Source organism: Dehalococcoidia bacterium (assembly GCA_025054935.1).
Taxonomy (GTDB): Bacteria; Chloroflexota; Dehalococcoidia; order SpSt-223; family SpSt-223; genus JANWZD01.
The window spans coordinates 92,179-115,398 of record JANWZD010000011.1 but is presented as its reverse complement, the minus strand read 5'-3'; the positions used below and the strand labels follow the sequence as shown (position 1 = coordinate 115,398).

At 67.9% G+C, this 23,220-nt stretch carries 26 protein-coding genes; 17 read left to right on the top strand and 9 right to left on the bottom strand.

The genetic code is table 11. From position 1 onward, the window contains the following. Positions 1–9 precede the first annotated feature (9 nt). From NZ773_12345 to NZ773_12305, 9 genes are all read left to right on the top strand, one after another. Positions 10–1,266, top strand: coding sequence for a glycosyltransferase family 4 protein (locus NZ773_12345; protein MCS6802714.1), 1,257 nt, complete (start codon positions 10–12; stop codon positions 1,264–1,266). Continuing rightward, complete coding sequence (locus NZ773_12340) at positions 1,263–2,510, top strand: glycosyltransferase family 4 protein (GenBank protein MCS6802713.1); 1,248 nt, start codon at positions 1,263–1,265, stop codon at positions 2,508–2,510. The genes NZ773_12345 and NZ773_12340 overlap by 4 nt, the downstream gene beginning before the upstream one ends. Then, the gene (locus tag NZ773_12335) at positions 2,507–3,754 is read left to right on the top strand and encodes a glycosyltransferase family 4 protein (GenBank protein MCS6802712.1); all 1,248 of its coding nucleotides are present in this window, start codon (positions 2,507–2,509) and stop codon (positions 3,752–3,754) included. Before NZ773_12340 ends, NZ773_12335 begins: the two co-directional genes overlap by 4 nt. A 308-nt stretch (positions 3,755–4,062) precedes the next feature. Next, complete coding sequence (locus NZ773_12330; GenBank protein MCS6802711.1) at positions 4,063–5,445, top strand: ABC transporter substrate-binding protein; 1,383 nt, start codon at positions 4,063–4,065, stop codon at positions 5,443–5,445. 213 nt (positions 5,446–5,658) lie between these two features. Beyond that, a complete protein-coding gene (locus NZ773_12325) occupies positions 5,659–6,135 on the top strand; it encodes a hypothetical protein (protein ID MCS6802710.1) in 477 nt (158 codons plus the stop codon). Further along, complete coding sequence (locus tag NZ773_12320; GenBank protein MCS6802709.1) at positions 6,122–7,297, top strand: glycosyltransferase family 4 protein; 1,176 nt, start codon at positions 6,122–6,124, stop codon at positions 7,295–7,297. The genes NZ773_12325 and NZ773_12320 overlap by 14 nt, the downstream gene beginning before the upstream one ends. After that, positions 7,278–8,363, top strand: coding sequence for a glycosyltransferase family 4 protein (locus NZ773_12315; GenBank protein MCS6802708.1), 1,086 nt, complete (start codon positions 7,278–7,280; stop codon positions 8,361–8,363). Before NZ773_12320 ends, NZ773_12315 begins: the two co-directional genes overlap by 20 nt. 4 nt (positions 8,364–8,367) lie before the next feature. Then, positions 8,368–9,147 (top strand): glycosyltransferase family 2 protein, encoded by a 780-nt coding sequence (locus tag NZ773_12310; protein ID MCS6802707.1) that lies wholly within the window; start codon positions 8,368–8,370, stop codon positions 9,145–9,147. Positions 9,148–9,171: 24 nt separating this feature from the next. Continuing rightward, positions 9,172–9,693 (top strand): MgtC/SapB family protein, encoded by a 522-nt coding sequence (locus NZ773_12305; protein MCS6802706.1) that lies wholly within the window; start codon positions 9,172–9,174, stop codon positions 9,691–9,693. 53 nt (positions 9,694–9,746) lie between these two features. Here the strand turns inward: NZ773_12305 and NZ773_12300 are convergent, their stop codons facing one another. From NZ773_12300 to rfbD, 5 genes are all read right to left on the bottom strand, one after another. After that, positions 9,747–10,301 (bottom strand): biotin transporter BioY, encoded by a 555-nt coding sequence (locus NZ773_12300; protein MCS6802705.1) that lies wholly within the window; start codon positions 10,299–10,301, stop codon positions 9,747–9,749. Between the two features lie 312 nt (positions 10,302–10,613). After that, complete coding sequence (locus NZ773_12295) at positions 10,614–11,909, bottom strand: DUF2142 domain-containing protein (GenBank protein MCS6802704.1); 1,296 nt, start codon at positions 11,907–11,909, stop codon at positions 10,614–10,616. A 19-nt stretch (positions 11,910–11,928) separates the two neighbouring features. Next, positions 11,929–12,684, bottom strand: a complete 756-nt coding sequence (locus tag NZ773_12290; protein MCS6802703.1) for a glycosyltransferase family 2 protein — start codon at positions 12,682–12,684, stop codon at positions 11,929–11,931. Next, entirely contained in the window at positions 12,681–13,628 is a 948-nt protein-coding gene (locus NZ773_12285; GenBank protein ID MCS6802702.1) for a glycosyltransferase family 2 protein, read from the bottom strand. The genes NZ773_12290 and NZ773_12285 overlap by 4 nt, the downstream gene beginning before the upstream one ends. Then, positions 13,625–14,467 carry a dTDP-4-dehydrorhamnose reductase gene (gene rfbD, locus NZ773_12280; protein MCS6802701.1) on the bottom strand — a complete coding sequence of 281 codons (843 nt, stop codon included), beginning with the start codon at positions 14,465–14,467 and terminating at the stop codon, positions 13,625–13,627. Before rfbD ends, NZ773_12285 begins: the two co-directional genes overlap by 4 nt. Before the next feature lie 161 nt (positions 14,468–14,628). Between rfbD and NZ773_12275 the strand changes: the two genes are divergently transcribed. From NZ773_12275 to NZ773_12265, 3 genes are all read left to right on the top strand, one after another. Beyond that, positions 14,629–14,895: a zinc ribbon domain-containing protein gene (locus NZ773_12275; protein MCS6802700.1), complete on the top strand. Its 267-nt coding sequence runs from the start codon at positions 14,629–14,631 to the stop codon at positions 14,893–14,895. 1 nt (position 14,896) lies between these two features. Beyond that, positions 14,897–15,385, top strand: coding sequence for a D-aminoacyl-tRNA deacylase (dtd, locus tag NZ773_12270; GenBank protein MCS6802699.1), 489 nt, complete (start codon positions 14,897–14,899; stop codon positions 15,383–15,385). A gap of 244 nt (positions 15,386–15,629) precedes the next feature. After that, complete coding sequence (locus tag NZ773_12265; GenBank protein MCS6802698.1) at positions 15,630–16,070, top strand: EVE domain-containing protein; 441 nt, start codon at positions 15,630–15,632, stop codon at positions 16,068–16,070. Between the two features lie 512 nt (positions 16,071–16,582). Here the strand turns inward: NZ773_12265 and NZ773_12260 are convergent. The 3 genes from NZ773_12260 to NZ773_12250 form a co-directional block, all read right to left on the bottom strand. Continuing rightward, on the bottom strand, positions 16,583–17,110 hold the full coding sequence (locus tag NZ773_12260) for a hypothetical protein (protein MCS6802697.1): 528 nt from the start codon (positions 17,108–17,110) through the stop codon (positions 16,583–16,585). A gap of 77 nt (positions 17,111–17,187) precedes the next feature. Further along, positions 17,188–17,724: a hypoxanthine phosphoribosyltransferase gene (hpt, locus tag NZ773_12255; protein MCS6802696.1), complete on the bottom strand. Its 537-nt coding sequence runs from the start codon at positions 17,722–17,724 to the stop codon at positions 17,188–17,190. Further along, positions 17,721–18,173, bottom strand: a complete 453-nt coding sequence (locus tag NZ773_12250) for a hypothetical protein (protein ID MCS6802695.1) — start codon at positions 18,171–18,173, stop codon at positions 17,721–17,723. Before NZ773_12250 ends, hpt begins: the two co-directional genes overlap by 4 nt. Positions 18,174–18,321: 148 nt before the next feature. On the opposite strand from NZ773_12250, the gene NZ773_12245 reads away from it, so the two are divergent. Genes NZ773_12245 through NZ773_12225 form a run of 5 tightly spaced genes read left to right on the top strand, consistent with a single transcriptional unit; the run spans position 18,322 to position 22,815 of the window. After that, positions 18,322–19,017: an FHA domain-containing protein gene (locus NZ773_12245; protein ID MCS6802694.1), complete on the top strand. Its 696-nt coding sequence runs from the start codon at positions 18,322–18,324 to the stop codon at positions 19,015–19,017. Further along, positions 19,014–19,451 carry an FHA domain-containing protein gene (locus NZ773_12240; GenBank protein ID MCS6802693.1) on the top strand — a complete coding sequence of 146 codons (438 nt, stop codon included), beginning with the start codon at positions 19,014–19,016 and terminating at the stop codon, positions 19,449–19,451. Before NZ773_12245 ends, NZ773_12240 begins: the two co-directional genes overlap by 4 nt. After that, positions 19,448–20,722 (top strand): FtsW/RodA/SpoVE family cell cycle protein, encoded by a 1,275-nt coding sequence (locus NZ773_12235; protein ID MCS6802692.1) that lies wholly within the window; start codon positions 19,448–19,450, stop codon positions 20,720–20,722. The genes NZ773_12240 and NZ773_12235 overlap by 4 nt, the downstream gene beginning before the upstream one ends. After that, complete coding sequence (locus NZ773_12230) at positions 20,719–21,582, top strand: GNAT family N-acetyltransferase (protein MCS6802691.1); 864 nt, start codon at positions 20,719–20,721, stop codon at positions 21,580–21,582. Before NZ773_12235 ends, NZ773_12230 begins: the two co-directional genes overlap by 4 nt. 33 nt (positions 21,583–21,615) lie before the next feature. Continuing rightward, the gene (locus tag NZ773_12225) at positions 21,616–22,815 is read left to right on the top strand and encodes a glycosyltransferase family 4 protein (protein MCS6802690.1); all 1,200 of its coding nucleotides are present in this window, start codon (positions 21,616–21,618) and stop codon (positions 22,813–22,815) included. 9 nt (positions 22,816–22,824) lie between these two features. Here NZ773_12225 and NZ773_12220 read toward each other — a convergent pair whose 3' ends face one another. After that, complete coding sequence (locus NZ773_12220; GenBank protein ID MCS6802689.1) at positions 22,825–23,184, bottom strand: hypothetical protein; 360 nt, start codon at positions 23,182–23,184, stop codon at positions 22,825–22,827. Positions 23,185–23,220: the final 36 nt, after the last annotated feature.

Genomic DNA, 23,220 nt, shown 5'->3' with positions numbered 1-23,220 from the left:
GCGCTGCCAGTGAAGATCCTCCATGTCATCCAGCGCTATTGGCCCTACGTCGGCGGGTCCGAGCGCTACTTTCAGGAGCTGTCCGAGCGGCTGGCAGCCCGCGGACATGAGGTGACGGTCTATACCACCACCGCCTACGACCTCGAATATTTCTGGCAACCAGCCCGCAAACGCCTCTCGCCGGGAACGGAGCGCTTGAACGGCGTCACCGTCACGCGCTTTCCGGTGCGCCACCTGCCGCTGTCGCCGCTCACGTACCCCGCGCTGCGGCGGCTCGTCGGCCTGCTCGGCCGCGCGCCCGGCGGGGAGCGCCTCGCGCTGGCAGCGGCAGCGGCGACGCCCTTCGTTCCCGAACTGGCGCTCCGGCTCGCCACAACCCGCGAGCGCTACGACCTCATCCACGCCGGCAACATTCCGTTCGATGCTATCGTCGCGTGGGCGCAGGCACTCGCTCGCCGGCGGGGCATCCCGTTCGTGATGACGCCCTTCACTCACCTCGGCGAAGCGGACAATGCCGCTGTCCGCCGGCACTACACCCTGCCCCACCAGATTGCGCTGCTGCGCGGCTGCGACGCGGTCTTCGTTCAGACGGCGCTAGAAGGGGAGTTCTTGACCTCGCTCGGGGTGCCGCGGCGCGCGATCCGGCGCGGCGGCGTCGGCGTCGAGCCGGCTGAGGTGCTCGGCGGCGACCGCGAGCGGTTCCGGCGCCAGCACGCGGTCGAGGGGCCGCTGGTCACCTTTCTCGGCACGGTCGCCAAAGACAAAGGCGCGGTCCACCTCGTCGAGGCGATGCGCCGGCTGTGGGAGCAGGGACTGACCGCAACGCTGGCGCTCGCCGGCCCGACCTACGGCGACTTTGAGCGCTATTGGGCGGCCCTTCCGGAGACCGTGACGCGCCGCTGCCGGCTGCTCGGCGTGACCCTCGGCGACGCCAAGCGCGACCTGTTCGCTGCTACCGACGTGTTCGCGATGCCGTCGCGGACCGACTCATTCGGGATCGTTTTCCTTGAAGCATGGACCGCCGGGATCGCCCCAGTCGCCGCGCGCGCCGGCGGCGTCGCCGAGGTGATCGAGGACGGCGTCACCGGCCGGCTGGTGGAGTTCGGTGATGTGCCGGCGCTCGCCGAGGCCATCCGTGCCCTGATCGCGGACCGGGCGCTGGCGGCGCGCCTTGCGGCGCGGGGTCGGGAGAAAGCGCTTGCCGACTACACCTGGGAGAAGGTCGTCGGCCGCGTGGTTGCAGTTTACGAGGAGCTGGTCGGGTGAAGATCCTCCACGTGATCCAGCGCTACCCGCCGGCGATCGGCGGCTCAGAGCTCGTCTTTCAGCAGCTATCGGAGCGGCTAGCGGCGCGCGGTCATGAGGTGACTGTCTGGACGACCGACGCGCTGGAGATCGAGCGGTTTTGGTCGCCGAGCGCCCCTGCGCTTCCCGCGGGCGAGGAGCGGGTGAACGGCATCCCGGTCTGGCGGGCGCGGGTTCGGCGCCTCGGGCCGACCGCCGCAACGTATCACCGGCTGCGCTGGCTGGCGATCACGCTCGCGCCGCTGCCGGGGACCCTCCCGCTGCTGCGGACAATTGCGTCGCTGACGCCGTTCGTCCCCAGCTTAGCGTGGCGAGCGCGCTGGGAACGCGCGCGGTTCGATCTCGTCCATGCCGGCTGCGCGCCGTACGACTCCCTGATGATCTGGGCGCAACGGTTCGCGGCGCGGCAGGGCATCCCGTTCCTCGTCACCCCTTTCGCTCACCTCGGCCGTCCCGAGGATTGGGAGATCCGCCGCCACTACACCCTCCCTCACCAGATCGACTTGATGCGCCGCGCTGACGCGGTCTTCGTCCAGACAGCGTTGGAAGGCGAGGCGCTCGCCCGGCTGGGGGTACCCCGGCGCGCGATCCGGCGAGGAGGAGCAGGGGTCGACCCCGCGGCGGTTGCGGGCGGCGACGGGGCGGGCTTTCGCGAGCGTCATGGGATCGCCGGGCCGATCGTCGTCTTCCTCGGCGTCGCCCTCCCCGAGAAGGGCGCGCTCGACCTGCTGGCCGCAGTGCGCCGCCTCCGCGCGGAGGGCTGCCTCGTCACGCTGGTCGTCGCCGGCAAGCGCACCCCCGCCTTCGACGCTGCCCTCGCGGCTGGACCGGCCGACGGCTGCCGCGTCCTCGGCCCCATCTCCGACGCGGAGAAGCGCGACCTGCTCGCCGCCGGCACGCTGCTCGTCCTGCCTTCGCGCACCGAGTCGTTCGGCATCGTCTATTGCGAGGCGTGGGTTGCCGGCCTGCCAGTGATCGGCGCCGCCGCCGGCGCGCCCGCCGAAGTGATCGAGGACGGCGTCACCGGCCGCCTCGTCCCTTTTGGCGACGTGGCAGCGCTCGCAGCCGCAATCCGCGAACTGCTCGCCGACCCCGATCAGGCGCAGCGCCTCGCGGCCGCCGGCCGCGCCCGCGCCCTTGCGCGCCACACCTGGGAAGCCGTCGTCGACCGCGTTGAGGCCGTCTACCGCGAGGTGGCAGCGTGAACGCCGCGCTCGCCGCGCTCGCCCGACGCTTCGCCGCACTGCACAGGGACAGCCCCGCTGCCCGACCGCCTGCGGACCGCGCGCTCGCCTTCGTCCTGCCGTGGTATGGCGCCGACGCGATTGGGGGAGCGGAACTCCTCGCGCGGCAGACAGCGGAGCGCCTTGCGGCGGCGGGCGTGCCGGTCGAAGTGCTGACCACCTGCGCGCGCGACCAGTTCAGCGGCTGGTGGAAGGACTGGCATCGCCCCGGTGCCCGCGTTGAAAACGGGGTGACGGTGCGCCGCTTTCCGCTCCGCGCCCAACACCCCCACCGCTTCGCTGCCATCAACGAGCGGCTGGTCGCAGGCGAGCGCGTCACCCCCGAGGAGGAGCGCCAGTTTTTCGCCGAGTTCGTCAACAGCGACGCCCTCTACCGCTACATCGCGCGCGAGCGCGAACGCTACTGCTTCCTCTTCCTTCCCTATTTCTTCAGCACGACGTATTTCGGCGCCCAGCTCGCACCGGAGCGCAGCTGGATCATCCCCTGCCTGCACGACGAGGGCTACGCGCGGATGGCGGCGTTTCGCGAACTGTTTGCCCAGGTGCGCGGAGTGATCTGCCTCTCCGAGCCGGAGCGCGACCTCATCCAAGCGCTCTACGGTCTGCCGGACGCGACGCTGCCCCTGGGGGGGGCGGGGGTGGAGACCGAGCCGCGCGGCAACGCCGCGCGCTTCCGCGCGCGCTCCGGGATCGACCGGCCGTTCCTGCTCTACGTCGGCCGGCTGGTGCCGACAAAGAACACGCCGCTGCTGCTCGACTACTTCGTCCGCTACGCGCTCGCCCACGATGATCTGCTGCTCGTGCTCGCCGGTCCCGGCGAGCCCCGGCTGCCGGTTCAGCTCGGCGACCGCATCGTTCGGCTCGGCACAGTCGACGAGGAGACGAAGCGCGATGCCTACGCCGCGGCGCTCGCAACAGTCCAGCCGTCGGTGCGGGAAAGCTTTTCGCTCGTGCTGATGGAAAGCTGGGTTGAGGGGACCCCCGTGCTCGTCAATGATCGCTGCGCCGTCACGCGCCACTTCGCGCTGGCGAGCGGCGGCGGCCTCCCGTTCCGCTGTTACGCTGAGTTCGCGGCGCTCGTGAACTATCTCCGAGCGAACCCGGCTATCCGCGCTGCCCTCGGCGAACGCGGTCGCGCCTACGTCCGCCGCCGCTTCGCTTGGCCGACGATCCTTGCGCGATACGCTGCCCTGCTCCGCGAGTGACGGGGGCGCGACTTGACCCCGCAAGCCCCCGCAACGGGCGTGCCGAGCAGGCCGGCTTGGCATTCAGTGTTTGGTAGAATGCGGACCGAAGTCTCGCGCAACGGGAGAGGAGCGCCGCGATGCGAGCAGGAGCCCCAACAATCGGTCTTGTGTGCATTCTCGTGCTGAGCGCCTGCGCGCCGCCTGCTCCGGCCCCGCCAGGAGGTCCGGCAGCGCCGGCAGAAGGTCGTCGCGCCGCCGTCCAGGTCATCCGCGGCGCCGACGCCGGGCTGCCCGCCAGCGCTAGCCCCGAAAGCGTCGCGGCGCGCATGCACATCTTCTCCGCGCAATTCGACGCGCTGATCGACTTTGGTCCCAACTTTACCCTCAAGCCGGCGGCCGCCGAACGGTGGGAGCTCCTGCCCGACGAGAGCGGCTGGCGCTTCACGCTGCGGCGCGACATGACATTCTCAACCGGCGACCGGATGACGGCAGCGGATGTCGAGTTCACCGTCAACCTGTTTATCGACACGAACACGCCGCAGCGGCCGCTGATGCCGAACGTGACACGGGCGCGCCAGGTAGATGAGTTTACGGTCGACCTGCTCACCCGTCAGCGCGATGTCAGTGTCCTGTACGTTGCGCCCTATCTCTATGTCCTTCCTCAAAAGTACTACCAGCAGGTGGGCCGCGATGTTTTCGCCACGAAGCCGGTCGGCACCGGTCCATTCGAACTGGTCGAGTTCCGCACGGCTGACGAAATCATCTATCGCCGCCGTGCCGGCTACGAGCACCCGTACCGGAAGCCGACGGCCACCGAAATCCGCTGGCGCTCGGTGCCCGACACCACCGTCGCCCTCGCCGGCGTTCGCACGGGCGAGATCGATATCGCTGTGGGCCCCTTCAGCGGCGATCAGGCGGACCAAGCCAAGCGGGAAGGGCTGAACGTCGACGTCCAACTGACCACTGTCCAGTCCTTCCGGTTCGACCGGAACGCGATCGAGCGGCGCAATTCGCCCTTGCAGGACAAGCGCGTGCGCCAAGCGCTGAACTATGCCGTCGACAAAGAAGCGATCGCGCGGACGATTTTCAGGGGATACGCGCAGCCGACGGGCCAGATGGCTCCGCCCGGCAGCTTGCTCTATGACGAGACCATTCGCCCCTATCCCTTCGATGTCAACCGAGCGAAGCAGTTGCTCGCCGAAGCAGGGTATCCCAACGGCTTCAAGGTCCAGGGGCCGATCGACTACACTCGCGCCTTCTTCCTGCCGTCGCTGATGCAGGCCGTCCAGAGCTATCTTCGCGACGTGGGGGTCGAGGTTGGGATCGAGGAGCAGGAGTTCGGCGTCTATGTCGATATCTTCTTCACGCGGGGCGGCCGCACCCGCAACGAGATGGTTGCGGCGAATATCAGCGACGCGAACGGCTTCTTCTCCCTCCAACGGGGGCTGATGACGTGCGACCTGCCCCCAGCGAACGTGATCTGGTGCGCCCCCGGGTTCGACGACAACTACCGGGCTGCCCAAGCGGAGACCGACCCCGCTCGGCGAGCAGCGTTCCTGCGTGCTGCCAACCGAGCGCATGTCGACGACGTCAGCATGATCTTCTTGGTCGTCGTCCCCACGATCACCATCACCAGCAAGAAGCTCCAAGGGCTGACCCTGCCCACGCCCTTCTTCTGGAACCTCGACTCGGTGGTCAAGCTGGAGTAGGCCCGATCTTGGGAGCAGAAAAAGCGCGCGCCGCTGCCCAGCGCTAGTCCGAGAAGGGCGCGCGCCTTCTCGACTACAATTGCGGCCGCTATGCCGAGGAAGAAACGCACAGCGCAGCCCCGTCCGGCGCCGCCGGAAGAAGGGGCTGTCCCGCCGAATGCCGCCGCGGCCGCTCCCGCTGAGCCCGCGAGAGCGCCATGCCCTCCCGAGGCCGTGATTGAAATTCGCGACGACGCGATCGACGTCGAGGCGATCCTCGCCGAGGTGCGTGCCGGGCTGGCTGCCCGGGGCTACTCCGCCGAGGAGTGGGCGGCTGACCTGCCTGTCTTCGGCCATGATGACACGGGCGATGCCCGCTGGATCGAGCGCCTGCGCATCGACCCGGAATGGGCCTTCATGCTCGACCAGATCCAGGACGATGCCCGCAACCTGACGCTCCACGTCGAGGTCCGCCCGAGCCCCGTGCCCCTCGTCGGCGGCATGATCACGCGCCTCAAGCGAGCCGCCCATGAGCTCGCCGTGTTTTATGACAACATCCAGGCAGCGCGGCAGCGGGTAGTCATCGGCCAGCTGATCGCCTTCTTGGCGCGCGTGATCGCCCACCAAGAAGCGATCCGGCGCGACCAGCGGCGGCTGCAGGACGAGATCGCTGCCCTCCGCGCCCGCCTCGACGCTGATGCCGGCCGCTAAGCGGATCGCCTTTGTCCCCCCGTGGTACGGAACCGACATCCTCGGCGGCGCAGAGCAGGTCTGCCGCACGACCGCCGAACGGCTTGCTGCCGCCGGGCTGCCGGTCGAGGTGCTGACGACGACCGCGAAGGACCTGTTCACCGGCTGGAACACGGACTACCATCGTCCCGGCACGACGATGGAAAACGGCGTGCCAGTGACCCGCTTCCCGCTCGACCGCGCGCCGATCACAACGTTCGGCGCCCTCAATGAGCGGCTGATCGCCGGCCGGCGCCTCACGCCGGCGGAAGAGATCGCCTACTTCCGCCAGAGTGTCAATAGCGAGGCGCTCTACCGCGCAATCCGCGAGCGCGAGCAGACGGTGTTCATCTTCATCCCCTATCCGTTCGGCACGACCTACTTCGGCGCCCAGATCGCGCCGGCGTCCACCTATCTGCTGCCGGCGCTCCATGACGAGGGCTACGCGCGGATGCGCTGCTGGACGCCGGTCTTTCGGGCCGTGCGCGGCGTGATCGCCCTTACGAAGCCAGAGCGCGACCTCATCCAACGCTTGTACGGCGTGCCAGATGACACCCTACTGCTGTGGGGCGCCGGGGTTGACACTTCGCCGGTGGGCAACCCGGACCGCTTCCGGCACCGGTTCGGAATTGACGGGCCGTTCCTCTTCGCAGTGGGACGACGCGACCGGACGAAGAACACCCCGCTGCTCATCGAGTACGTCGTCCGCTATCTGCTGCGCCGCCCCGACGGCCCCGCGCTCGTGCTTGCCGGCAGCGGCGCGGTCGCCATTCCGCGGCGGTTTCGAAGCAAGATCATTGATATCGGCCGGATCTCGGAGCAAGAGAAGGCCGACGGCTGCGCCGCTGCGCTCGCCCTTGTCCAGCCGTCGGTGAACGAAAGTTTCTCGTTTGTCCTCATGGAGAGCTGGCTGCAGCGCCGGCCAGTCCTCGTCAATGCGGAGAGCGCGGTGATGGCGCAGCACTGCCGCGAGAGCGGCGGCGGGCTGCCGTTTCGCGGCTTCGCCGAGTTCGCGGGCTGTCTCGACTGGCTGCTCGAGCACCCCGCCGAGGCCGACCGGATGGGGGAAGCAGGACGGCGCTATGTGCTCGCCAACTACGATTGGCGCATTCTGATCGACCGCTATGCGCGATTGCTGGGCTGAGGGCTGGACCGTGCACCAACTGACCGTCGGCGCCGTGCGCGGCGACGGCGTGACCGACCTCGCCTTCTCGCTGCGCCGCTGGCTGCGCGAGGCCGGCGCGCGCTCAGAGATCTATGCCGAACAGATTGCCGCGGACCTTGCGGACGAGGTGCGGCCGTACCATGAGCTGCAGGTCGACCCGGCCAAGCGCGAGCGGGTGATTTGGCACTTCTCGATCGGCTCGCCGGTGTCGGCGCTCGCGCGCCGGCTGCCCGGACCGATGTACATGATGTACCACAACATCACGCCGCCCGAGCTGTTCTACGGCGCCGACCTGCAGGCGATCAGCATGACGCAGCTTGGGCGGTGGGAGCTCGGCTCGTTTGCTGCGGTCGAATTCGCGATGGCGAACTCGGAGTACAGCCGGCGCGAGCTCCAAGCCGCCGGCTATCCCGACACAGCCGTGCTCCCCCTCCCGCTCGACCCGGAGCGGTTTTCGGTCCCGCCTGACCCGGCAGTGCTGGCAGACTACGACGACGGCCGAACAAACCTGCTCACGGTCAGTAAGATCGCTCCGCACAAGCGGCAGGAGGACGCCATCAAAGCGCTCGCCGCCTACAAGCGGATCGACCCCAGCGCGCGGCTGTTTGTCGTCGGCGGCGTGCTGGCGCCGACCTATCGCCGCTGGCTGGACCACCTCGCGCGCCACCTCGGCGTCGAGGAAGACGTCATCTTCACCGACCGCGTCTCCGATGCGGCACTCCGCGCCTACTACCAGCTTGCCCACGTCTTCCTCTGCATGTCGGAGCATGAGGGGTTCGGGGTCCCGCTGGTCGAAGCGATGTGGAGCGGCGTACCCATCATCGCCTACGCCGCAACCGCTGTTCCGGATACGCTTGGCGAGGCGGGGATCCTCGTCCATCGAAAGGAGATGCCGGTGATCGCTGAGCTGATCGCTCTCGTCGTCCGGAACCAAGCGCTGCGCGACCGGCTGATCGCCACCGGCAAGCGCCGGGCCGAGGCGTTCGCGCCGGAGGCAGTTCGTGCATTATTCCGGTCGTATCTTGCGCCGCGCTTGCGGGGGTGAGACGATGAACCCGAGCCCGATGAAGCTGTCGGTCGTCGTCCCGGCGCACAACGAAGAGGCGGTGATCGGCGAGACCGTGCGCGACATTGTCGCCACGCTGAACGCTGCCGGCATTCCCCACGAAGTGATCCTCGTCAACGACAACTCGACCGACGGCACCGCCGACATTGCGATCCGGCTGATGGCAGAGCTGCCGACTGTGCGCGTCATCCACCGCCAGCCGCCGAGCGGTTTCGGGCGCGCCATCCGCGACGGACTGGCGAATATCACCGGCGACTGTGTCGTCATCGCGATGGGCGACGCCTCTGACGATCCCAACGACATCGTCACCTACTACCGCAAACTGGCCGAGGGCTACGACTGCGTCTTTGGAACACGGTTCACCCGGGGGACGATCGTCCGTGCCTACCCGCTCCACAAGCTGATCGTGAACCGGATTGCGAACACCTTCATTCAGGTGCTGTTCGGCACCCGCTACAACGACATGACCAACGCCTTCAAAGGCTTTCGTGCCGAGGTGATCCGCGACATCTCGCCGCTTCTTGCGAATCACTTCAACATGACGGTTGAGCTGCCATTGAAAGCGATGAATCGGGGCTACCGTTTTGCGGTTGTGCCGGTGAACTGGTATGGTCGAACGGCGGGGGTCTCGCGGCTGTCGATCCGAACGATGGGGCGGAAATATCTCTTTACTGTGCTCCACCTTTGGCTCGAGCGCCATCTGATGCGCGACGAGTTGGCGCATCCGGCGCCGGCGCCTCTCCCCGAAGCGCCGAAACCGTAGCCCCCGCGCGCACGCGGGAGGACCATGAGCGCGCCGAGCGAGCTGGAACTGATCGCGCGGCTTCTCGTAGCGGCGGCATGCGGCGCCCTCGTCGGCTTCGACCGCGAGCGGCGCGACCGGCCGGCGGGGCTGCGCACCTTCATGCTCGTCTCCTCCGGCGCTGCCCTCTTCGGCATCGTTTCGATCGTCGGCTTTCGGGCGAGCGGCAACGGGTTCGAGGACCCGGGCCGGGTTGCCGCGCAGGTTGTGGTGGGGGTCGGCTTCCTCGGAGCGGCGGCCATCATCCGCGACCGGCGCGGCATTATCGGCGTCACCACCGCCGCCAGTGTCTGGATGATGGCCGCGGTGGGCCTGGCTGCCAGCGCGGGACTCTATCTGATCGCGGTGGCGGCGACGCTGCTGACCTTCGCGATCCTGACCGTTGCCCGTCGTCTTGAGCGTGCCTATCGTCTCAGCGGCACCGGGGCGGCACCGCCAACGGCCGACCGCTCCGAGACCCCGCCTCGTCTCCCGACGCGGCAGCGCCGCCGTGACACCGCCGAGTAGGCCGCCGGCGACCGCTCGAAACATCGCGGCGCGCCGGCGGGCGCGTCACGGTCTCAGCGGCGCGGGTGAAGTCCTACCGCCTCGAGCAGCTTCCAGCCCCCCGGCAGGAGCGCCACCGCGACCGCAATTTTGATCGCGTCGCCCGGCAGGAAGGGCAGCAGCCCAACGGCGAACAGCGTTGGCGGCGGAACGAAGCGCGCGAGGTTGAGCAGGCCGAGGGCGTAGATGACTAGGTTGCCGAGCACCATTGCGAGGGCGGTCAAGAGAACAGTGCGCGTCCAGCCGCGCTCGGCGAGCCAGCCGACAAGAAAGGCAGCCGCGACGAAGCCGACGAGATAGCCGGCAGTGCTGCCAAGAATGTAGGGACCGCCAGTGCGCGCCACGCTCCAAGCGCTGTTTCCGCCGGCGAAGACCGGCAGGCCGGCGAGCCCTTCCGCGAGATAGAGCGCAACCGCGAGCGCGCCGAGCCGGCTGCCAAGCAGCGCCCCAGTCAGCAGCACCATCAAGGTCTGGAGGGTGATCGGCACCGGGCCGATCTCAAAGCTCACTTGGGCCGAGATCGCAATCAGTACGGAAAAAAGGACAGCGAGGGCGGCCTTGGTCGCCACGCCAGCCCGAGGCAAGAGAGCGCCTGCCAGAGTGAGGTGTGGGGTAGTCTGCATCGCGTTCGCTCCGCGCAGGGTTTTTCCGCAGTATACCAACCGAGCGCAGGCACTTACCGTGGACGGCGCAATCGCGGCGTGCTCGAGGCGAACGAACGGCAGGAGCGCGAAGCCTGGTTCGCGCAGGGGGCGGCAGCGCGGAGGCACGATCTACGGCGCGCAGGAGGGCGAAGGCCGGAACCAGCGAGCGCGCAGGCGGAAAGACGTGTCTGCCCGCCGGCTCTTGGGGACGCCCCGCGCGCTCGGCTCCTGACGCCATCAGCCGGCAAGCTGGGGGAGGATGTAGCGCCAGAGGGCATAGAGGTCGAGCACAGCGAGGCCGCCGTAAACGGCCCCGAGCGGCAGCGCCCCCCAGCGCTCCGAGAAGACCCAGCGCAGACCGATGGCGAGCGCAAGGGCGATCGTCGGCATGGCGGCAAACAGATAGCGTCCCTGCGGCTGCAGGTAGCGCAGGTTGTACCAGAGAAAGCCGGCGACGACGAGGACAAACAGCAGTCCGAGCACCACCAGCCCCTGCCGAGCGGCACAGTCAACCACAACGCGGCCGCGCTGCAGATCGCGAGCGAACGCGAGGAGGCCGAGCAGGGCAAGCAGCGTTCCCGCCCAGAGCAGGCCGTATACCCAGCCATCCATCAGGACGCCCATCCAGCCGAACTGGCCCCAGAAGCTCTGGAAGCCGACCCCAATGAGCGTCCGCACGGTCGCAAGCGTGAACGCGCCCGTGAGCGGCTGTCCGGCGACAACGGCGTCGTGGCGGGCGAGGCCAAGCGGGTCGAGCGGACCGTAGAGCGCGATGTTGCGTCCCGCCCAGAACAGCCCGGCTCCCAGCGGCGGTGCCAGCGCGAGCGCGAGCGTCCGTCGCCGCCCTCCCGCCCAGAGCAGACCAGCGAGCGCCAGCGGGAGCGCGACGTAGGCCGTCACCTTGGTCAGCAGGCAGAGCGCGAGCGCCAGCCCCAGCGCCACCGCTTGGCGAGGCGTGGGCGGCTCCCCCGCCCGCTGGCGCTGAGCGAGGAGGCGCAGCGTGAGCAGCAGCGCGAGCGCGACTGCCACCGAGGCGAGGGCGTCGTTGCTGACCGAGGCGAAAATCGCCAGATGCTGCGGGATAACAGCGGGCAGCGCGGCCGCGAGCAGGGCGAGGTCTGGCCGCGCCGGCAGGAGCGTGCGGACGATGGCAAAGACGAGGAGGACAAGCAGCGCCCCGAGCGCCACCGAGAGCAAGCGGACCGGGCGCGGGTCGGCGGCGCCAGCAAGCGCGGTCAGCGGCGCCGCGAGCACATAGTACGCCGGCGGTTGGTGCCCTTCGTAGCGCACTCCATCGATCGGGAGCGCGGGCGGAAAGCGGCTCGCCTTGAGCAGGTCGAGATACGGTCCGTCGTAGTCGCCGACTTGCAGCACCGGGAGCGTGCCCGTCTGCGCTACGTGGCGCGCATAGTTGAAGTGGGCGGGCTCGTCCGGCGCCTGCCACGGCGGAACGGCGAAGGCGTAGAGCGAGCCGACGCTGAGCTGCCAGACGACGATGGCTGCCAGCCCCACTCGCAGCAGAGGCGCCGTCATTGCCGGCCGGTGGGGGTGGTCACTGCGCGCCAGGACTGGTACTCTGCTCGCGAGCCGGATAACGGCCGCGCAGGACATTCAGCCGAATCTTCAGGGTCTCGCCCAGCATCGTCACGGTATCGCGCACCGGCCGCACCTTACTCTGCTCACCGTGATACCAGTCGATCGGCACCTCAACGATCCGGTAGCCGCGCCGCTTCGCCAGCAGCAACAACTCGATGTCGAACGCCCAGCCGTCGATCAGCTGATGGCGGAAGAGCCAGTCGGCTGCTTCGCCCCGGAACATCTTGAAGCCGCACTGCGTGTCGTCGAAGCCGTTGACCGCGACGAGGCGGATGATCAGGTTGTAGACGCGCCCCATGATATGGCGATACGCCGGTTCGCCGATCCGGCGCGCGCCTGGCGCTTCCCGCGAGCCGATGGCGAGGTCCGCCGCGCCGATTGCCGGGGGCAAGAAGCGCGCGAGTTGCTCGATCGGCATCGACAAGTCGGCATCGGCAAAGAAGCGATACTCGCCGACAGCGGCGAGCATGCCGGCGCGCACGGCACGGCCCTTGCCGGCACGGTCGAGGCGCAGCAAGCGCACTGGCACGCCCGGCTGCGCCGCTGCCGTTTCGACGATCGCTGCCGTCCGGTCGGTGCTGCCGTTCTCAACCACAATCACTTCTGAAGAGTAGGGCTGATGCTCGAGGTAGGCACGCACCTTTTCCAAGGCGACTCCGATCCGCGCCTCCTCGTTGTACGCGGGGATGACGACCGAAAGAAAGACGGTCATCCCGCCTCCAGCAGCGCCTCGATCGCCGCGATCGGAACGCGGCGGCGCGCCTGGATGCGGCGGCGTTTGGCGAGCATCGTCGGCAGCTGGCCGAGCGCCGCCAGCTGGCCGCGCAGCCACGCGCGCGCCGCCGGCTGCCGGGCGTGGCGCAGCGCCTCAGACGCCAGCCGTGCCTGCGCCCAGACGATCTTCGGCCAGTGCCGGCGCGCCAATTCGGCGGGCATGTTCTTGACAAGCACGTTGATGATGTTTTTGGCGCAGAGGTAGCTCGCCCGGGGGCCGCCGCCGGTCGCCGAGAGACGATGATACACCCGCGCTTCCGGCACAAAGCGGCAGCGATACCCCGCCAGCTGCGCTCGGAACGAGAGGTCAACATCTTCGCAATACGCGGTGAACGCTTCATCGAAGAGCCCGACCTCTTCGAGCATCGCCCGGCGGAAGGCGGCAGCGCCGCCGCACGCGCCGAACACCCAGCGCGACTCGTCGTACTGACCGCGATCTTCTTCCCATACCCCTCGGTTCCCCGGCCGGCCGTCGAGCCGCAGGAGATCGCCCGCCGAGTGCAGGACATTCCGCCGGTCGAAGAGGAGGAGCTTGCTCGTCGCCATGCCGGCCTCAGGATGCGCCTCGAGCGCCGCCAGCAGCGCCTCCAGCCACCCTGGCTCCGGCTCGGTGTCGTTGTTGAGCAGCACGATCACCTCCGACCGCGCAGCGCAGATGCCGAGGTTGACAGCGCGCGCGAAATGGCCGTTGCGGCGCAGTCGGATGATCCGCACCCACGGAAATGCCTCCGCGACATAGCGGACGCTGTCATCCGTCGAGGCGTCATCAACGAGGATGGTCTCGAAATCCTGCCGTGTCTGGCGCGCCAGGGCGCCGAGGCACGTCGGGAGGTAGGCTCGGCCGTTCCAGTTCGGGATGATGACGGACGCTGCGACTGTCACGCCGCCTCGACAGCCAGATACACCGCGAGCGCCTCGCGCCACGGCCGCAGGCGGATGCCGAGCGCAGCGCCGGCGACATTGCGGAGCGGGGTGTAGGGAGGAACGCGGGACGGCCGCGACCACTGGGCCAAGGTCGTCGGCGTCACTTCTGCCCTGATCCCGGCGAGCGCGAAAATCGCCTCCGCAAACTCAAGCCGACTGGCAACCCCCTCGTTGACGAGATGGTATGTGCCGTAGGCACCCGTCCGAACGAGCGCCACGAGCGCGTCCGCGAGATCAGGCGCGTAGGTCGGGGAGCCGATCTCATCGCAAACGACAGTGAGCGGGCCGGCTTTGGCGCGCGCGATCATTTTGGTGACGAAGTTGTTCCCGCCCGGGCCGAACAGCCACGCCGTGCGAACGATGTAGGACTCGGGGACGAGCTGGCGAACGAAGGCCTCGCCGATCGCCTTCGAGCGGCCATACGGATTGATCGGGTCGACAGGGCTCCACTCGTCGTAGGGCGCGTCAGCGGTGCCAGAAAACACCTCGTTGGTGGAGATGGCCACCATCGCTGCGCCGGCGCGGCGCGCTCCGAGCGCCACATTGCGCGTGCCGAGCGCATTCACCCGCAGAGCAGCGTCGGGGTCCCGGGCGCACCCATCGACGTCGGTCATCGCGGCGCAGTGGACAACGAGATCAGGGCGCATCGCGGCGATCGTGCCGGCGACCGCGAGGTCCGCGATGTCATGGGCAGGGCGGTCAAGCAAGGGGTCGAGCACCTGCCAACCCGCTTCGGCGAAGGCACGACAGACCTGGCGCCCGAGCTGGCCTTTCCCTCCTGTCACTGCGACCCGCATCGTCCGGTTCCCCGTCTGGGTCGCCGGATTATAGCGTAGGAGGCTGGATGCAACCGGCAGGCGCCCGGCCGCGTTTCTAACACACTGCCAACGTCGCCCTCGAAGCAGCTTCGCTACAATCAGCCAGAAACCTGAGTTTGGCTGTGTGAGGGTAGCCCACCGTGCCGATGTACGAATATGCCTGTCAATCGGGCGGGCATCGCTTTGAAGTGAAGCAGCGCTTCACCGACGCGCCCCTCAGCGCCTGCATCGAGTGCGGCGCGCCAGTCCGGCGGGTCATCTTCCCCGCAGGCATTGTCTTCAAGGGGAGCGGGTTCTACAAGACCGACTACGCTAACGGCAGCCGGAGCGACGGCGCCAGCAGCGACAGCGCCGCCAGCGACTCGACGTCGGAGAGCAAGTCGGAGACGGCCGCATCCGCCGCCTGAGGTGCGGGCCGTCGTTCAGCGTGTCACCGAGGCGCGCGTCAGCGTCGATGGGACCGTTGTCGGCGCGATCGGGCGAGGACTCCTTATTCTGCTCGGGGTCGCCGCAACGGATACGCCGGCGGTCGCGGACGCTTTCGCCGAAAAGATCGCCACGCTCCGCATCTTTCCGAACGAGGCGGGCAAGTTTGACCGCTCCCTCCTGGATATCGGAGGGGAGGCGCTGGTTGTCAGCCAGTTCACGCTCTTTGCAGATACGCGGCGGGGGCGCCGCCCGAGCTTTCTCGGTGCTGGCCCCCCGGAGCTCGCCGCCCCCCTTGTTGACCGCTTCGCCGACGCCCTGCGCGCGCACGGCATCCGCACAGCAACCGGCGTCTTCGGCGCGATGATGCAGGTTGCGCTCGTCAACGACGGGCCGGTTACTATCGTCCTCAACACTGAGGAAGCGGAAGCGAGCCGCTCCGCGCGAGCCGACCCGTCTCCGCCGGCCTAACGCGGCCTCACTTTCCGAGGCGCGCCGGCTCGCCCTCGGCGCCCTGCGCTCCGCGCGCGGAATTGTTTCCCCAGCGCAAGGCGTTCCCCTCCTCCGGCTGCCCCCATATAATTCGCGCTGTTCCGACGCGGCGGACGACGGGCGGGGAGCAGCCGGGCAGCAGCGTGCGAGCAAGCGGCGCTGCCTTCGCCGCCGCTCCGCTCATCGCCAGCCTAGGGAGAAGGAGTTGCCTCTGCGGTATTGGATGCTTGTCTCGTCCGCTGCCAATTTCGAGGTGTCGCGCGCCCGCGGGTTCGACCTTGCCGGCATGAAACGCCGCCATCGCAGGAAGGCTGAGTTGGTGCAGGCGGGCGATCGGGTGCTGTTCTACCTGACCGGCCTTCAGGCATTCGGCGGCACTGCGACCGCCACCGGGCCCTACTTCGAAAGCCACGAGCCGATCTGGTCGAGCAAGAAAGCGGAAGAGGAATATCCGTTCCGCTTCCCAATCCGTCCTGACGTCATCCTGGAGCCTGCCCAGTTCGTCAAGGCGGAGACGCTGCTTCCTCAGCTCGAGTGGGTGAAGAAATGGCCGCCGGCGCATTGGCAGTTGGCGTTCCAAGGCAATGTCCACCAACTGCCCGAGCACGATTTTGCCACCATCGAGAGCGCGCTCCGGGCCGCCAAGGCCGCGCCGGTGGGGTAGCCCCGTTCCGCAGCGGCTGCCGCGCTGACACCTGATTGCAGCGCCGCGCGATGGAGCTCCCGCCGGCCGGGGTGCTGCGCGCCGCTGCGAGTGCCGCGCACGATGGACACGGTCCGGCGCGGAAGCAGCGCCCAGATCGTATGCGGCTGTCGCGACGCTCGCAACGATGTCCAGCGCGGCGGGGCTCCCAACGGGGGACAGGGCGGGGCTTGCCCGCCGCCGCTCGCCAGCACCGCCCTTGCGAGCTGCAGGCTCAGCGCCTTTCGGTCGCCGGCGGCCGGACAGAAACAGCCGTCATGGCGAGCCAGCTGCAGGCTGGCGGGCAATCCCGTCCGCAGCTAGCCCCGCTCCCGTGCCGGGGGTGATGGCGCGGTCCTTTTGCTCAGGGTTGCCGCGCGCCGCGCACAGAGAGAGAACGGCGGAGAGAAGGCCGAGCCGTCCCTCGCTCAGAGCGGCGCAGGGCCTGGGGGACGAGCGGCAACCGGGCAGCCTGATATCGGCCGCGGCGGCGATCAGCTCGCTGCCGGCTTCGCGTCGACAGCGACAACGCCCGCGCCGTCGGGAGCGTCGTCACCGCGCGGGTTGTGGCGGGCGAGGGTCTCTTTGGCGAGCGCTGCCTGCTCGGGCGTGGCGGCGTGGACGACGAGAAGCGCATCCCCTTTGTGGACCATCTGACCAAAGCGGGCAGCGGTTTCCTCGGGCAGACCAGCTTGGATGAGCGCCGCGATCACCGCCTCGAGGCCGGCGACGGTGACCGCGCCGAGCGCCGCGCCCGCTGCGCCCGCCCCAAGAATGCCGAGGATCGGTCCCGCCGCGACGATCAGCCCAACCGGCGGGAACAGCAGGCCAAACAGTCCGCCGAAAATGCCGCCCCAGATCGCGCCGTCGATTGCGCCGGCTTTCATCGTCGAGCCGGTGTCGGTATAGAGCAGCGAAACGCTCTGTTCGTCAAACCCGTGCGCCCTTAACTCATTCGCCGCCCGTTGGGCATCCTCCTTCTTTGGATATGCTGCTGCCACCAGTTGGGTCGTGCGGACCATTGCCCCCCCTCAACGCAGCGCAAGCAATATGGGTCCCCGACAGCGCTCGCTGTCATCTCCGCCCACCGCAGAACGATCTAGGGGACGTCGATCACCCACAGGTCGGGCAGGTTGCGATAACGCTGCCTCTCATCGAGCCCATAACCGACGACGAAACGGTCCCCTACCGAGAAGCCAGTGTAGCGGATCGGCAGCGGCACGAGGCGATGCGCTTGCTTGTCGAGAAGAGTGCAGACGACGAGGGAGGCGGGGCGCCGAACTTCAAGGTTGCGAAGAATGAAGCGGAGCGTCAGGCCGGTATCGACGATGTCTTCAACGAGAATGACGTGCCGTCCTTCGATGCTTGTCTCTAGGTCCTTTTCGATCCGAACTATCCCGCTGCCGGAGCCGTATGAGCTGATCGCCATGAAATCCAGCTCGCAGAGCAGGCCATCTGTCGCCCGCAACAGATCGGCAAGAAAGACCACCACCCCCCGCAGGACGCCGATGAAGATCGGACATTTGTCGGCATAATCGCGAGCGATCTGCTTCCCTAATTCGCGCACCCGCTGCTGGATGAGCGGCGCGCCGATGAGGACATAGCCGTTCGGCGGTTCATGGGACCCTGCGCTCACGGCGTCTCAGCAGTATTCGGGGGAAGCCGCAGGCCGTATTTGGCGAACAAGCTTTTGAGGTCGCGGCGGTAGAACAGCTTGATCCTGATCTCCGGGTACAGCTCGCGCAGGCGCCGGAGCTTTTGATTTTTCTTCGTCACGAGCTTCTGGCGGAGCGTTGTCAGCTCAACGTACAGGTCAAGCTCTGGGAGATAAAAGTCTGGGGTGAAATAGCGCGACACGGCGCCGGTTTCATCCCATTCGATCGCGAACGACCGCGGCTCGTACTCCCAGCGGATCTGATAGAAATCGAGGAGTTTGGCGAATTCCGCCTCGCTCTCATGAGCGAAGATGACCTTGCCGGCGGGATCGCGCTGCGCGACTCGCTCGATGATGTGGCGCGGCGGCGTCATGGCAGCTGCAGGACGCTCGCCCTGGATATCGGTCAGTGAACTCACCGTTCCCCGCACGGCCAGTATAGCACGGCTGCTGGCGACGGTCGGCAACCGGCGGCAGCACGTCGTCCTTCCCGGCGCATGTCCCGCCGAACAGCGGGGGGACAGACCAGCAGCCACCCTATAATCGAGACAGAGGAGGGCGACGCGCGAGACCGCTGCCATGAATCCATTTGCTCACTTCGAGCGCCTCGCCGAGCGCATCTTCGAGCAAGATTTGCCGCGGCTTCTTGGAGGCCAACTCGATCCCCTCGAACTGACCCGGGCGATCGACCGCGCGCTCGATGACCTCGCCGCTGACGCGCCGCCTCCGGCCGCGCTCCGTCTCGAGGTCGCTGAAGAGGCGGCGCGGGCGCTCGCCGGGCGCACTGCTGTGATCGAAACCGAGCTCAGCCGCTATGCCGCCGCCCGCATCCAAGAGCGTTGGCCAGGCGAACGGAGCGGGCCGGCAGTCCGGATCACGATTGCGCCCGGTTTGGGCAAGCGCGAAATCCGCGCTTTTCCGGAGCGCCTCGGTCCCGAGCCGAGCCCAACCGCCGCGCTGTCACGCCCGGCTCCGCCGCCGTCCCCGCTGCGCGCGACGCTTCACCACGGCGACCGTGTTCTCCCCGTCGAGCGGCTGCCAGCCGCCCTCGGCCGCGCGCTCGACAACGACATCGTGCTCGACGACCGCTCCGTCTCCCGCTACCACGCGCAGCTGCGCGCAGCGGACGGAAAACTGGTCATTGTCGATCTCCAAAGCACGAACGGCACGTTCGTCAACGGACGGCGAGTGACGGGCGCCGCGAGGCTGAAGGATGGGGACTCGGTACGGCTCGGCCGGGCCGCCCTTCGGGTTCGCCTGGAGCGGCGTCCGTGATTTCCGACGTGGGCATTCTTGGATTGCGCCTCCTTTTCGTTGTCCTGCTGTACGCCTTCTTGGCGCAAATCGTGTTCCTGCTCTGGCGCGACCTCCAGAACCGCGCCGGCGCATCCGGAACGAGCACAGCCGGGGCGATCCTGCGCGTTGTCGATGGCGCGCGCAGCGGGCTGAAGCGCGGTGCGATCCTCCCCCTCTCCCCTGAGACAACCGTCGGCCGCGCACCGGGCAGCGGGCTTGTCCTGCCGGATGAGACCGTTTCCAGCCGGCATGCGCTGCTGCGCCGGGTCGATGGGCGGTGGTGGGTGGAAGATCTCGGCTCGACCAACGGGACGCGGGTAAACGGTCGACCCATCAGGACAGCGACCGTCGTCGTGCCGGGCGATCTCCTCGAGTTCGGCGGGGTCCGACTGCGATTGGAGCGTGCCGGATGACTCTCAGTTGGCGCGGCCGCGAGATCGCGCTGCTCCTCACGGGCGGAGCGGTGGGGCTCTGCGGCGCCGCGCTTGCCAGCGCTGCGCGCAATGGGGAAGTGCTCCCTGCCGCCATGGTCCCGGTGCTTGCCTATCTCGGCGCGGCAATCGCGGTGCATAGCGCGCTTTCGATCGCGGGAACGCGCGGCGACCAGCTCCTGCTCCCGATCGTCGTGACGCTGAGCAGTATCGGCCTTGTCTTCATCTCTCGGCTCGACGCGGGATTTGGCATGCGCCAGACGATCTGGCTTGTGCTCGGCCTCGCTGTCGCCGCAGCGACCTTCTTTCTGACGCGCCGCCTTTCCGTGCTCCGCCAGTTCAAATACAGCATCGCCACTCTCGGGCTGATCCTGGTCGGGCTGACGTTCCTCTTTGGGCAGGACCTGAACGGCTCGGGAGCGCGGCTCTGGCTCGGCGCAGGGGGAATCTACTTCCAGCCGTCGGAGCTGCTCAAAGTCCTGCTCGTTATCTTCCTTGCCGCGTATCTCGATGAGCACGCCACGATCCTTGCGCGCGGCTCCTATCGGCTCGGCCCGCTGCCCTTGCCGCCTATTCCCTATCTCATCCCGCTGCTGGTGATGTGGGGGCTTGCCGTCGGGCTGCTGGTCATCCAGCGCGACTTGGGCGCAGCGCTGCTGTTCTTTGGTATCTTCGTCGCCATGCTCTATGTAGCGAGCGGCCGGCTGCTCTACCTCGCGTTCGCGGGAGCGGCCTTCGCGACAGCGGTGTGGGTCGCGTATCACACTGTGCCGGTCTTCCAAAGCCGGGTTGTGGCGTGGCTAGACCCCTGGGGGCAACCGAGCGGGGTCGGGATGCAGTCGATCCAAGCGCTGATTGCGCTTGCTTCGGGCGGGGTCTTCGGAACGGGGGTCGGGCTCGGCCGGCCGGGCTATGTGCCTGCCGTGCATACCGACTTCATCCTCGTCGCCATCGGCGAGGAGGCGGGGCTCGCTTTCACGCTCGGGCTGCTGGCGCTCTACGCGGTGTTCATCGGCCGGGGCTTCCGAATAGCGCTGCAGTCACGCACGACCTTTGCCGCCTTGCTTGCTGCTGGCCTGGTGACGGTGATCGGCATCCAAACGGTGGTTATCGTCGGCGGGGTGTTGCGGCTGCTCCCGCTGACGGGGGTGACGCTTCCGTTCGTCTCATATGGGGGCAGCTCGATCCTGACCAACTCCGTGCTCCTCGGCCTGCTGCTCCGCCTCGCCGCCGACACGGAGCGGGAGCGATGATGAGCGACCGCATCCTGCCGCTTGAACCGGCTGATGTCGCGCTTCTGCGGATCCCGTGGCTGTCGAACTACGACACCACCTCCTTGGCGCGGCAGCTCGCCGCGAGCGATGCGCCATCGTTCTGGATCCCCGCCACCGGCGAGTATGTGGTCGGAGGATGGTGGCGCGGACGCCGCGAGATCGGGTCGGTCCTCGAATTGGCGGCGCGAGGCGCGAACAGCCAGCAGCTGGTGGAACGCCTCGTAGCAGCATTCGTCGAGCGGGGCGTCCAAGCCGTTGTCCCGTCCATCAGTGAAGTGTGGCGGGATGGCCGCTGGTACCGGAGCCACGGGTTCAGCGAGCTCGACCGGATTGTGACCATGGTGCTCGCGCCGCTGCGCGTGCCCGAGCCGTCTCCCGCTCCGCTCGAACTGCGGCCGTACCAGCCCCGCTATCTCGATGCCCTGATTGCGGTCGACCGCGCCAGCTTCCCGTGGCTGTGGTGGAACGACCCCCACGATTTTGAGCGCTACGAGGCGCTGCCCGAAGTGACCGTGCTGACCGGCTGGGTCGGCGAGGAGCTGGTCAGCTACGCGTCGTCAACGGTCCGGGGCGCGCGCGGCCACCTGGACCGCCTAGCAGTGCGCCGCGCCGACCAAGGCCGCGGCTTCGGGCGCGCCATGCTGCTGGGGGCGCTCGCCGACCTCGCGGCGCGCGGGGCACGGGAAGTGGCGCTGACAACCCAAGTGACCAATCGCGTCGCCCAAGCTCTCTACCGTTCGGTCGGCTTCCGGCAGACTGATGAGGTTGAGACCATTCTCGGCCGCTGGACGAACCGACCGTCGATCGAGCGTTCCCCGATCACGGCGCAGCCCGGCTGATCATCGCGCCCACGCTTCCAACCGGAGGTCCTGATGCGCGTCTTGATGCTCTCGTGGGAATACCCGCCGCACCTTGTCGGCGGTCTCGGCAAGCACGTCTCCGAGCTGACGCCGGCGCTCGACGCCGCGGGGATCGAGATCCATCTCGTCACGCCCCGCTGGGCGGGCGGCGTCCCCGAAGAGCGCGTCGGGACGCGGATGACCGTCTACCGCGTTGATCCCCCCGACGTCCGGAGCGGCGACTTCTTTCACGACGCTCAGCAGACGAACGTTGTTCTCGCCGCCAAAGGGCGGGCCATTGTCCAATCCCTCGGCGGCTTCCAGCTCGTCCACGCCCACGACTGGCTGGTCAGCTTTGCGGCGATCGAACTCAAGCACGCGTTCAAGCTCCCGCTCATCGCCACCATTCACGCGACCGAATGGGGGCGCAACCATGGCGTTCTTTCGACCGATCTCCAGCGCGCTATCCACAACGCCGAATGGTGGCTCGTCTATGAGGCATGGCGGCTGATCACCTGCACCGAATTTATGTGCCACGAGGTCGAGACCGCGTTCGGCGCGCCGGCCGATAAGATCGATGTCATTCCGAACGGGATCGACACGACCCCTTTTGACCGGCTCCGGGCCTGCGATTTGTCGGCGTTTCGCGCACGCTGGGCGCTGCCGCAGGAGCGCTTAGTGTTCAACGTCGGCCGGGTTGTCTGGGAGAAAGGGGTGCAGGTGCTGGTCGAAGCTGCGCCTCGCGTCATCTCGAGCCGTCCCGACGTGAAATTTGTCATCGCTGGGACTGGAGGAATGCTCGACAGCGTGCGGGCACGCGCCCGCGAACTCGGGCTCGATGGAAAGATGATTTTCACCGGCTTTATTCCGGATGAGGAGCGCGACAAGCTGCTGGTCGTCGCCGACTGCGCGGCATTTCCCAGCCTGTATGAACCGTTCGGTATCGTCGCGCTTGAAGGCTTTGCGGCGAGAACGCCCGTCGTTGCTTCCGATGTCGGCGGCTTTAGCGAAGTGGTGCGCAATCATGAAACGGGGATACTCGTCTCGCCCAATAACCCCGACTCGCTGGCGTGGGGCATTCTCCACACCCTCAACCATCCCGAGTGGTCGCAGGCGCGCGCCGCCAATGCGTATGCCGCCGCAAAAACCCGCTTCTCCTGGGCAGCGATCGCTCAGCAGACCATCCGCACCTATCACCAGGTCGTGCTCGAGCGTGCCGAAACCGCCTGGTAGGGATGCCGCTCAGGCAGCGCGAGCGTGAGCAAGGCGCTGCACTTCATCGACAAACTCGCCGATATCAAACGGCTTGGCCAGTCCATAGATATCGCTGCGGCTGGCTGTCGTGAGGAGCTGCAGCAGGCGGACGCTATCTTCGGCGATCAGCAGGATGGGGAGCGGAGCGACAGCGTTCTCCTCCCTCAGGAGCGCATCGCCGGCCGTGGGCACATCGGCAACAAGCACATCAAACGGCTCGCGGCGGGCGGCGTCGAGCGCTTGCGGCAAGCTTGTGACGCCGACTGCTTCATGCCCTTCAAACTCAAGCGCGAACACGCAGAGCGCCACCACGGACGGGTCATCGTCCACTACCAGCACGCGACACATGTCGGACCTCGTCCTCCGCCGCCGTTGTCCGGATGC